This is a genomic window from Streptomyces sp. SID5910 (assembly GCF_009862125.1).
Classification (GTDB): Bacteria; Actinomycetota; Actinomycetes; order Streptomycetales; family Streptomycetaceae; genus Streptomyces.
Genome location: NZ_WWHX01000442.1, coordinates 1 through 10,315, shown reverse-complemented (window position 1 = coordinate 10,315; position 10,315 = coordinate 1). Strand labels below are relative to the sequence as shown.

The 10,315-nt window shown below is 71.1% G+C and carries 11 protein-coding genes; 4 read left to right on the top strand and 7 right to left on the bottom strand.

What is annotated here, in order from left to right; all coding sequences use genetic code 11:
• The coding region (locus GTW67_RS15710; RefSeq protein WP_161165444.1) for a purine-nucleoside phosphorylase at window positions 1-762 on the bottom strand (762 nt) is incomplete at its 3' end.
• Between the two features lie 92 nt (window positions 763-854).
• The gene (locus GTW67_RS15705; protein WP_161165443.1) at window positions 855-1,292 is read right to left on the bottom strand and encodes a gamma-glutamylcyclotransferase family protein; all 438 of its coding nucleotides are present in this window, start codon (window positions 1,290-1,292) and stop codon (window positions 855-857) included.
• Between the two features lie 85 nt (window positions 1,293-1,377).
• Between GTW67_RS15705 and GTW67_RS15700 the strand changes: the two genes are divergently transcribed.
• Both GTW67_RS15700 and GTW67_RS15695 read left to right on the top strand, forming a co-directional pair.
• Complete coding sequence (locus tag GTW67_RS15700; RefSeq protein WP_161165442.1) at window positions 1,378-2,826, top strand: NAD(P)H-quinone dehydrogenase; 1,449 nt, start codon at window positions 1,378-1,380, stop codon at window positions 2,824-2,826.
• Between the two features lie 176 nt (window positions 2,827-3,002).
• On the top strand, window positions 3,003-3,986 hold the full coding sequence (locus GTW67_RS15695) for a DeoR family transcriptional regulator (RefSeq protein WP_161165441.1): 984 nt from the start codon (window positions 3,003-3,005) through the stop codon (window positions 3,984-3,986).
• A 103-nt stretch (window positions 3,987-4,089) separates the two neighbouring features.
• On the opposite strand, the gene GTW67_RS15690 is transcribed toward GTW67_RS15695, so the two are convergent.
• Window positions 4,090-5,862, bottom strand: a complete 1,773-nt coding sequence (locus tag GTW67_RS15690) for an ATP-binding protein (protein ID WP_161165440.1) — start codon at window positions 5,860-5,862, stop codon at window positions 4,090-4,092.
• A gap of 387 nt (window positions 5,863-6,249) precedes the next feature.
• On the opposite strand from GTW67_RS15690, the gene GTW67_RS15685 reads away from it, so the two are divergent.
• Complete coding sequence (locus GTW67_RS15685; RefSeq protein WP_161165439.1) at window positions 6,250-6,759, top strand: hypothetical protein; 510 nt, start codon at window positions 6,250-6,252, stop codon at window positions 6,757-6,759.
• Here the strand turns inward: GTW67_RS15685 and GTW67_RS15680 are convergent.
• The 4 genes from GTW67_RS15680 to GTW67_RS15670 form a co-directional block, all read right to left on the bottom strand.
• Window positions 6,728-7,348: a Maf family protein gene (locus GTW67_RS15680; protein ID WP_161165438.1), complete on the bottom strand. Its 621-nt coding sequence runs from the start codon at window positions 7,346-7,348 to the stop codon at window positions 6,728-6,730. The two genes, GTW67_RS15685 and GTW67_RS15680, sit on opposite strands and share 32 nt — an antisense overlap.
• A 32-nt stretch (window positions 7,349-7,380) precedes the next feature.
• On the bottom strand, window positions 7,381-7,509 hold the full coding sequence (mmpB, locus tag GTW67_RS38185; protein WP_272920499.1) for a morphogenic membrane protein MmpB: 129 nt from the start codon (window positions 7,507-7,509) through the stop codon (window positions 7,381-7,383).
• 136 nt (window positions 7,510-7,645) lie between these two features.
• A complete protein-coding gene (locus tag GTW67_RS15675; protein WP_161165437.1) occupies window positions 7,646-7,852 on the bottom strand; it encodes an acyl-CoA carboxylase epsilon subunit in 207 nt (68 codons plus the stop codon).
• Window positions 7,853-7,862: 10 nt separating this feature from the next.
• The gene (locus GTW67_RS15670; RefSeq protein ID WP_161165436.1) at window positions 7,863-9,464 is read right to left on the bottom strand and encodes an acyl-CoA carboxylase subunit beta; all 1,602 of its coding nucleotides are present in this window, start codon (window positions 9,462-9,464) and stop codon (window positions 7,863-7,865) included.
• Between the two features lie 110 nt (window positions 9,465-9,574).
• Between GTW67_RS15670 and GTW67_RS15665 the strand changes: the two genes are divergently transcribed.
• A partial coding sequence (locus GTW67_RS15665; protein WP_161165435.1) for a biotin--[acetyl-CoA-carboxylase] ligase occupies window positions 9,575-10,315 on the top strand: 741 nt, incomplete at its 3' end.

Genomic DNA, 10,315 nt, shown 5'->3' with positions numbered 1-10,315 from the left:
CTGGAGGACCTCCTCGTGGTTGAGGGGCTCGCCCGTCATGCCCGCCGCCAGGTTCGTCACCAGCGAGATGCCCAGCACCTCCGCACCGGCCTCGCGCGCGGCGATCGCCTCCAGGACCGTCGACATGCCGACGAGGTCCGCGCCGATGACGCGCGCCATGCGGATCTCCGCCGGCGTCTCGTAGTGCGGGCCGGGGAACTGGGCGTAGACGCCCTCCTCCAGCGTGGCGTCGACCTCCTTGCACAGCGCGCGCAGACGCGGCGAGTACAGGTCGGTGAGGTCGACGAAGTTCGCGCCGACGATGGGGGAGGTGGCCGTGAGGTTGATGTGGTCGCTGATCAGGACCGGCTGGCCGGGGCGCATGCCCTCGCGCAGGCCGCCGCAGCCGTTGGTCAGGATGATCGTCTTGGCGCCGGCGGCGACGGCCGTGCGGACGCCGTGGGAGACGGCGGCGACGCCGTGGCCCTCGTAGTAGTGGGTGCGGCCCAGGAAGACCAGCGCGCGCTTGTCGCCGATGGAGTACGAGCGGACCTTGCCGCCGTGGCCCTCCACTGCGGGCTTGGGGAAGCCCGGCAGGTCGGTGACCTGGAGATCGGCCTCGGGGTCGCCCAGGGCGTCCACGGCCGGTGCCCAGCCGGAGCCCATCACGAGGGCTACGTCGTGGGTCTCGGCGCCGGTGAGTTCGCGCAGGCGGGCCGCGGCGGCGTCGGCGGCGGCGTAGGGGTCGCCCTGGATGTCGTCCGGAAGAAGAGATGCGTTCACGCCGAAGAGGGTAGCCGGTTTACGCCTACGCGCGTAGATGACAGAGCTCACGGGTTTGAGATTGTCGGGTTGTGGGTTCTGACGAAAGCGCTTCAGCAGGGGCGCTTGCGCAGCTCCATGACGTAGTCGTGCGGGGCGCCGGCCGACTCGGCGGCGTCCGCGACCTCGCCCAGGTAGCGGGCGGAGGGCAGGCCGCCCTCGTAGGCGTTCAGGACGTACGTCCAGGCGCCCTCCTCGCCGTCCAGCGTGTGGATCCGGACGCGCGTGCGGCGGTATATGTCCATGCCCACGCCCTCCCAGCGGTCGAGCGAGTCCTCGTCCATCGGGGCGACGTCGTAGAGCGCGACGAAGACCTGGGAGATCGGGTCCTCGACGAGGGTCGCCAGCGCACCCTCCCAGCCCATGTGCTCGCCCCCGAAGGTCAGCCGCCACCCGTTCAGCCAGCCCGTGGCGCGCAGCGGCGAGTGCGGGGCGCGACGGGTCATCAACCGCGCGTCGAGGTTGCCGGCGTATGCGGCGTAGAGCGACATGGGGAGAGCGTACGGCAGGCGTCCCGGGCGTCGCTGTCGTCACAGACGTGCCCCCGGGCGGTCCCACGCCGAGCGGTGCGGGACAATGGAGTACGTGACTCGGATCGTGATCATCGGTGGCGGACCCGGCGGATACGAAGCGGCCCTGGTGGCCGCGCAGCTCGGCGCGGAGGTGACCGTCGTCGACTGCGACGGTCTGGGCGGGGCGTCGGTGCTGACCGACTGCGTGCCGTCCAAGACCCTCATCGCCACGGCCGAGGTGATGACCACCTTCGATTCGTCGTACGAGGAATTGGGGATCATCGTTGCCGATGACACTCCGCCCATGGAGCAGGCCGCTCGGGTGGTCGGTGTCGATCTGGGCAAGGTCAACCGGCGTGTGAAGCGGCTCGCGCTGGCGCAGTCGCACGACGTCACCGCCTCCGTGACGCGCGCGGGCGCGCGGGTCATGCGCGGGCGCGGGCGGCTGGAGGGCATGCAGGCCCTCGACGGGTCGCGCAAGGTCGTGGTGCGCGCCGCCGACGGCAGCGAGGAGACGCTCACCGCGGACGCCGTGCTCATCGCGACCGGCGGGCATCCGAGGGAGCTCCCCGACGCGCGTCCCGACGGCGAGCGGATTCTGAACTGGACCCAGGTGTACGACCTGGACGAGCTGCCCGAAGAGCTGATCGTGGTCGGCTCCGGTGTGACCGGTGCCGAGTTCGCCGGTGCCTACCAGGCGCTGGGCTCCAAGGTGACGCTCGTGTCGTCGCGTGACCGGGTGCTGCCCGGCGAGGACCCGGACGCCGCCGCCGTCCTGGAGGACGTGTTCCGCCGGCGCGGCATGAACGTCATGGCGCGCTCGCGGGCCCAGTCCGCCAAGCGGGTCGGGGACCGGGTCGAGGTGACCCTCGCCGACGGGCGCGTCATCACCGGGTCGCACTGCCTGATGGCCGTCGGCGCCATCCCCAACACCGAGGGCATGGGCCTGGAGGAGGCCGGGGTCAAGCTCAAGGACTCCGGGCACATCCGCACCGACCGCGTGTCCAGGACCTCCGCCCCCGGTGTGTACGCCGCCGGTGACGTCACCGGCGTCTTCGCGCTGGCCTCCGTGGCGGCGATGCAGGGGCGGATCGCCATGTACCACTTCCTCGGGGACGCGGTCACGCCGCTGAATCTGAAGACCGTCTCGGCGAACGTCTTCACCGACCCCGAGATCGCGACCGTCGGGTACTCGCAGGCCGACGTCGACAGCGGCAGGATCGACGCCCGGGTGGTGAAGCTGCCGCTGCTGCGCAACCCGCGCGCCAAGATGCAGGGCATCCGGGACGGCTTCGTCAAGATCTTCTGCCGGCCCGGTACCGAGATCGTCGTGGGTGGTGTGGTCGTGGCGCCGCGTGCCTCCGAGCTCATTCATCCGATCTCGATCGCCGTCGACAACAATCTGACGGTCGAGCAGATCGCCAACGCCTTCACCGTGTATCCCTCCCTCTCGGGGTCGATCGCCGAGGTGGCGCGGCAGCTGCACTCGCGGAAGAGCAACGGGGAGGGCTAGGGATCGCCTGCTGTCCTCGGGCGGCCGGAATCGACTGGCCTGTGATTACGGGGAGTTGCGGAAGCTTGCGGGTGGCATAGGCGCGTATACCACTTCCGTCCCTGGTGTGCGAACAACTTCTGTTATTCGGCGCATACTGCTGAAAGCAGACGGTCGTTGGGGTTACTGTCAGTTTCGTGTTCGCTGCAGAACGTCGCCAATTGATCCTCGAAATGGTGCGAGCGAACGGGGCCGTGTCGCTCCGTGAGCTCGCCCGCGTCGTCCAGACCTCCGAAGTGACCGTACGGCGGGACGTGCGCGCACTGGAGGCAGAAGGACTCCTCGACCGCCGGCACGGCGGTGCGGTACTGCCGGGCGGTTTCACGCGAGAATCCGGCTTTCCGCAGAAGTCCCATCTCGCGACCGCCGAGAAAACGGCCATCGCCGATCTCGCCGCGGGTTTCGTCGAAGAGGGCGAGGCCATCGTGGTGGGGGCGGGGACCACCACCCAGGAGCTGGCGCGCCGGCTCGCGCGGGTGCCCGGGCTGACCGTCGTCACCAACTCGCTGCTGGTGGCCCAGGCCCTCGCCCACGCCAACCGCGTCGAGGTCGTGATGACCGGCGGCACGCTGCGGGGGTCCAACTACGCCCTGGTCGGCAGCGGTGCCGAGCAGTCCCTCCAGGGCCTGCGGGTGTCCAAGGCCTTCCTGTCCGGAGCCGGGCTGACGGCGGAACGCGGCCTTTCCACGTCCAACATGCTGTCGGCGTCCGTCGACCGCGCGCTGGTGCAGGCCGCCGCCGAGGTCGTCGTCCTCGCCGACCACTCCAAGCTGGGCACGGACACCATGTTCCAGACCGTGCCCACGGACGTCATCACCCGCCTGGTCACCGACGAGCCGCCCGGCCACGACGACCGTGCCGCCACCGAACTCCAGGCCCTGGCCGACCAGGGCGTGCAGATCGCCGTGGCCGGGGCGTCGGGAGGTGCGACAGGCGCGGGAAACCCCCAGGCCGCCGGGGCTGACACCGCCCCGGCACGACAGCAGCGCCGGGACGTGCCGCTGCCCGGGCCGCGCCGTCAGGTCCCCGGCGCGGGACCGGCGCTACGGACGGCCACGGCACTCGGCGAGCCGAACACCGGGAACGAACGGGCCCGGGTCGCGGACCTGCGCCGGCGCTGAGCGGCCGCACGGTCCGTCGCGTCCCCCCTCAACGGCGGGGCGCCCGGCGGACCGTGAGTGGTGGTCCGCCGGGCGCCCCGGTCGTGCAGGTGTACTGCGGGTGTCAGTCCTTGATCTCGCAGATCGCGGCACCCGACGTGATGGACGCGCCGACCTCCGCGCCCAGGCCCTTGATGGTGCCGGACTTGTGGGCGTTGAGGGGCTGCTCCATCTTCATCGCCTCCAGGACGACGATCAGGTCGCCCTCCTGGACCTCCTGGCCCTCCTCCACGGCGATCTTGACGATCGTGCCCTGCATCGGAGAGGCGAGGGTGTCGCCGGAGGCCGCGGGGCCCGACTTCTTCGCCGCACGCCGCTTCGGCTTGGCACCGGCCGCCAGACCGGTGCGGGCCAGCGACATGCCGAGCGACGAGGGGAGGGAGACCTCCAGGCGCTTGCCCCCGACCTCGACGACGACCGTCTCACGGCCCGCGTCCTCGTCCGCCTCGGTGTCGGCGGGCGCGGCGAACGGCTTGATCTCGTTGACGAACTCCGTCTCGATCCACCGGGTGTGGACCGTGAAGGGGTCGGTGGAGCCGGTGAGCTCGGGAGCGAAGGCCGGGTCGCGGACCACCGTGCGGTGGAAGGGGATGGCGGTGGCCATGCCCTCGACCGTGAACTCGTCTAGGGCGCGGGCGGCGCGCTGGAGGGCTTCCTTGCGGGTCCGGCCGGTGACGATCAGCTTCGCCAGCAGCGAGTCCCACGCCGGGCCGATGACCGATCCGGACTCGACGCCCGCGTCCAGACGGACGCCGGGGCCGGCGGGCGCCTCGAAGCGGGTGACGGTGCCGGGAGCGGGCAGGAAGCCCCGGCCCGGGTCCTCGCCGTTGATGCGGAACTCGAACGAGTGGCCGCGCAGCTCCGGGTCGCCGTAGCCCAGCTCCTCGCCGTCGGCGATGCGGAACATCTCGCGGACCAGGTCGATGCCGGCGACCTCCTCGGTGACCGGGTGCTCCACCTGGAGGCGGGTGTTGACCTCCAGGAAGGAGATCGTGCCGTCCATGCCGACGAGGAACTCGACGGTGCCGGCGCCGACATAGCCGGCCTCCTTCAGGATCGCCTTGGAGGACGAGTACAGCTCCTCCATCTGGGCGTCCGACAGGAAGGGCGCGGGGGCCTCCTCCACCAGCTTCTGGTGGCGGCGCTGGAGCGAGCAGTCACGGGTGGAGACGACGACCACGTTGCCGTGCTGGTCGGCCAGGCACTGGGTCTCCACGTGGCGGGGCTTGTCGAGGTAGCGCTCGACGAAGCACTCGCCGCGGCCGAACGCGGCCACCGCCTCACGGACGGCCGAGTCGTACAGCTCCGGCACCTCTTCGAGGGTGCGGGCGACCTTCAGGCCGCGTCCGCCACCGCCGAAGGCCGCCTTGATGGCGATCGGCAGGCCGTGCTCCTTCGCGAAGGCCACGACCTCCTCCGCCCCGGAGACCGGGTCCGGGGTGCCCGCGACCAGCGGGGCACCGGCGCGCTGGGCGATGTGCCGGGCGGCGACCTTGTCGCCCAGGTCGCGGATGGCCTGCGGCGGCGGACCGATCCAGATCAGACCCGCGTCCAGGACCGCCTGCGCGAACTCGGCGTTCTCCGAGAGGAAGCCGTAGCCGGGATGGATGGCGTCCGCGCCCGACTCGCTCGCCGCCTTCAGGACCTTGGCGATGTCCAGGTAGCTGGAGGCAGGGGTGTCACCACCCAGGGCGAACGCCTCATCAGCGGCGCGGACATGCAGAGCGTCCCGGTCCGGGTCCGCGTAGACGGCCACGCTCGCGATCCCGGCGTCCCGGCAGGCCCGGGCCACGCGGACAGCGATTTCGCCACGGTTGGCGATGAGCACCTTGCGCACGATTGAGGCTCCCTCCTTGAAACAAGCCGAGTTTAGGGACTGCCGACACGGCACTTCGACCCGTCCCCAATGGTGAGCTTGCCCACACGGAGCGTGATTCGAGGCTCGCTCGACCCGCGAAATCCCTTGTAGTACCGCGATACGCAGGACTCCTCGGGCAAACCCTAGCCCCCCGATGTGGTCAAGGTCTCTGTGAGAGCGTGCTGCGGGCCACTCCGATTCTTTGTGGAGTCCCTACGAATGGCCCAATGATTCTTTGCCCGCGCCAGACCCCTTGTCGCGAGGTTTACCCGTTAGTAGCGTTCAGGTCGTCTCGAACGTACTTGGGGTAACAGCCGTACTTGGGTAGCTGTCCTGGCGGCAGCGGTCGGAAGTGGGTGGGGACCGGTGGCGGTGCGCAGGCCGGTGGCGTGGATCGTGGCGGTCGTCCTCTTCGCGGAGGCGCTCGGCGTCGCCGCGCTGAACTGGTTCCTGGGGATCGTCGTCGACCGGCAGGAGATGTCCCTGGCCGGTCTGGACCCGGACACGATGTCCGTGTCCTCGAAGATCGGCGGGATCGTCTTCGGGCTCTACTTCGCGCTCTGCGGGCTGGTCGCCCTGCTCGTGGCGCTGCGCGACCGCCGGCCCGCCGGGGTGGGCCGCATCCTGCTGATCAGCGCGGCCGTCGTGCACGGGCTGCTCGGCGCCTTCACCTGGGGTCTGGTGGGCTGGAGCGCCTTCCTGTTCATGCTCGTCGTGCTCGGCCTCATCGTGCTGCTGCTGATGACCTACGACGGGCAGGAGGAGGCCCCCGCCGGGCCGGCAGAGGGTGGCAGGGGCGGCGACGGCAAGGGTGACCCCGGCAAGGGCGGTGACGGCTCCCCGGTCAGTCCTCCGCCGGCGCCCACAGCTCCGTGATGCCGACGCCCAGTTCGGCGAGCAGCCGGCGTACGAGGGGCAGGCTGATGCCGATCACGTTGCCGTGGTCGCCGTCGATGCCGTCGATGAACGGCGCCGAGCGGCCGTCCAGCGTGAAGGCCCCGGCGACGTACAGCGGCTCGCCCGAGGCGACGTAGGCGGCGACCTCCTCGTCGGTCGGCTCGCCGAAGCGGACGACGGTCGACGCGGTGGCCGAGACATGGCGGTCGGCGGCGGTGTCCCAGACGCAATGGCCGGTCTGCAACGTGCCCGCCCGGCCGCGCATCGCCTTCCAGCGGGCGGTGGCCTCCTCCGCGTCGGCGGGCTTGCCGAGGGCCTGGCCGTCCAGGTCGAGCACCGAGTCGCAGCCGATCACCAGGGCGCCGTGCACCTCGGGCCTCGCGGCCACCACGGAGGCCTTGGCCTCGGCCAGGGCGAGGGCCAGCTCGGCGGGGGTGGGGGCGGTGACGGCGTCCTCGTCGACGCCGCTCACGAGCACCTCGGGGGCCAGACCGGCCTGGCGCAGCAGCCCCAGCCGGGCGGGGGACTGGGAGGCGAGAACGAGACGCCTGCGGCGCTGAGCAGTCATGGAGCCAGGTTAGCCACCCGGGCGCGGTCGGCTCACCTCAGGCCGGTCACGATCATCGCGAGCACCATGGCCAGGGCCAGGAACACGCCCAGCCGACGCAGCATGACCTGCATGTCGCGCAGTTCCTCGGGGGGCTCGTTCTCGGGGTCGGACCACAGCATGCCACTAGCGTGGGGCTGTGCGGGATGGGGGCGCCTGAGTATGCGTACTCAAGAAGGGGCGCGGGGTTCCACTTCTGTGCGCTCACGCGGCGGAGCCGCACATCGGCACAGCCCCGCGCCCCTGGGGGCGTTTTTCTCAGCTGGGCCAGTACGTGCGGCCCCAGGACGCTGGGCCTGGCTGGGGCAGGGTGCGGGTCGCGATGCGGGACGGGTCGGACCATGCGTCCCTGGTGTTCGGTGCGCGGGACGGCTCTGGTTCTGCCGTCGCGGCGCGGGCTCGGACCACCGCCAGGGCGGCGGCCAGCTCCTCCGGGGTGGGATTGCCCCGTACGACCTTGATCACGCCGGGCTCCTTACAGGGGGATGTTGCCGTGCTTCTTCGGGGGCAGTGATTCCCGCTTCGTACGCAGCTGACGCAGGCCGCGGACGACGTGGCGGCGGGTGTCGGACGGCATGATCACCGCGTCGACGTAGCCGCGCTCGGCCGCCGTGTACGGGTTGAGGAGGGCGTCCTCGTACTCCTGGATCAGGCGGGCGCGGACCGCCTCGACGTCCTCGCCGCTCGTCTCGGCCTCCGCGAGGGTGCGGCGGTGCAGGATGTTGACGGCGCCCTGCGCGCCCATCACGGCGATCTGCGCGGTCGGCCAGGCCAGGTTGAGGTCGGCGCCCAGGTGCTTGGAGCCCATGACGTCGTAGGCGCCGCCGAAGGCCTTGCGGGTGATGACCGTGATGAGCGGGACCGTCGCCTCGGCGTAGGCGTAGATCAGCTTGGCGCCGCGGCGGATGATGCCGTCGTGCTCCTGGTCGACGCCGGGCAGGAAGCCGGGGACGTCCACGAAGGTGATCACGGGGACGTTGAAGGCGTCGCAGGTGCGGACGAAGCGCGCGGCCTTCTCGGACGCGGTGATGTCCAGGCAGCCGGCGAACTGCATCGGCTGGTTGGCGACGATGCCCACCGGGCGGCCCTCGACGCGGCCGAAGCCGGTGAGGATGTTCGGCGCGAACAGCGGCTGCGTCTCGAAGAACTCGGCGTCGTCGAGGACGTGCTCGATGACGGTGTGCATGTCGTACGGCTGGTTCGCCGAGTCCGGGACGATCACGTCCAGCTCGCGGTCCTCGTCCGTGACCTCCAGGTCCGCCTCCTCGGGGAAGGCGGGGGGCTCGGAGAGGTTGTTGGACGGGAGGTACGACAGGAGCTGCTTGACGTACTCGATCGCGTCCTTCTCGTCGCCGGCCATGTGATGCGCCACGCCGGAGGTCGAGTTGTGGGTGCGGGCGCCGCCCAGCTCCTCGAAGCCGACGTCCTCGCCGGTGACCGTCTTGATGACGTCCGGGCCGGTGATGAACATGTGGCTGGTCTGGTCGACCATGATCGTGAAGTCGGTGATCGCCGGGGAGTAGACCGCGCCGCCCGCGCAGGGGCCGACGACCAGGCTGATCTGCGGGATCACGCCGGAGGCGTGGGTGTTGCGGCGGAAGATCTCGCCGTAGGCTCCGAGGGAGGCGACGCCTTCCTGGATGCGGGCGCCGCCCGAGTCGTTGATGCCGATGACCGGGCAGCCGGTCTTCAGCGCGAAGTCCATGACCTTGACGATCTTCTGGCCGTAGACCTCGCCGAGGGCGCCGCCGAAGACGGTGAAATCCTGGGAGAACACGGCGACGGGGCGGCCGTCGACCGTGCCGTAGCCGGTGACGACGCCGTCGCCGTACGGGCGGTTCTTGTCCAGGCCGAAGTTGGTGGACCGGTGCTGGGCGAACTCGTCCAGCTCGACGAAGGACCCCTCGTCGAGGAGGAGGTCGATGCGCTCACGGGCCGTCAGCTTGCCCTTGGCGTGCTGCTTTTCGACGGCGCGTTCCGAACCGGCGTGCGTAGCCTCCTGGATACGGCGCTGGAGATCCGCGAGCTTGCCCGCGGTCGTGTGGATGTCAGGCTGCTGCTCTTCCGGCTCGGACATCGGGATGCGGCTCCCTGCCTGCTCAAAAGGGGGGACGGTTACTCATCCGTAGAGTAGTAGGGGGTCTTCCGATCGGCAGTGCGGTGTTTCCCACACCTAGTGTGGGTTGCATGACACCCCGAGATGCCTCCGACCCGTCCGACAGCCGGTGGTCCGATCTGGACCGGCCGCCCCTCAACGTCACGGCGCTGCGCCGGGGGCTGGTGCGGGAGGGAGGGCTGTGGCGCCGGGTGGACGTGGTGCAGCGCACCGGGTCCACCAACTCCGACCTCGTGGCGCGCGCCGCCGAGGGGGCGGCGGAGGAGGGCGACGTGCTCGTCGCCGAGGAGCAGACGGCCGCGCGCGGGCGTCTCGACCGGCAGTGGTCGGCGCCGGCGCGGTCGGGACTGTTCTTCTCCGTGCTGCTGCGGCCCGTGGAGGTGCCGGTGGCCCGGTGGGGGTGGCTGCCGCTGCTCACCGGCGTCGCGGTGGCGACCGGGCTGGCCCGGGCGGCGGGCGTGGACACGGCCCTGAAGTGGCCCAACGACCTGCTGGTGAACGTCGGCGACGAGGAGCGCAAGGCCGGCGGGATCCTGGCGGAGCGGGCCGGGGACGGTGGGGTGGTCATCGGCGTCGGCATCAACGTGACGCTGCGGGCGGAGGAGCTGCCGGTGCCGCGGGCGGGGTCGCTGGCGCTGGCCGGGGCGGTGAGCACGGACCGGGATCCGCTGTTGCGGGGGGTGCTGCGGGCGCTGGAGGACTGGTACGGGCGGTGGCGGGCGGCCGGGGGGGACCCGGCGGTGAGCGGGCTTCAGGAGGCGTACGCGGCGGGGTGCGCGACGTTGGGGCGGGTGGTGCGGGCGGAGTTGCCG

Excerpts from the sequence above, each read along its gene's own strand:
- GTW67_RS15705 (WP_161165443.1), bottom strand. The coding sequence starts at position 1,292 with ATGTCGCTCTACGCCGCATACGCCGGCAACCTCGACGCGCGGTTGATG.
- GTW67_RS15700 (WP_161165442.1), top strand. The coding sequence starts at position 1,378 with ATGGAGTACGTGACTCGGATCGTGATCATCGGTGGCGGACCCGGCGGA.
- GTW67_RS15680 (WP_161165438.1), bottom strand. The coding sequence starts at position 7,348 with ATGACTGCTCAGCGCCGCAGGCGTCTCGTTCTCGCCTCCCAGTCCCCC.
- mmpB (WP_272920499.1), bottom strand. The coding sequence starts at position 7,509 with ATGCTGTGGTCCGACCCCGAGAACGAGCCCCCCGAGGAACTGCGCGAC.
- GTW67_RS15670 (WP_161165436.1), bottom strand. The coding sequence starts at position 9,464 with ATGTCCGAGCCGGAAGAGCAGCAGCCTGACATCCACACGACCGCGGGC.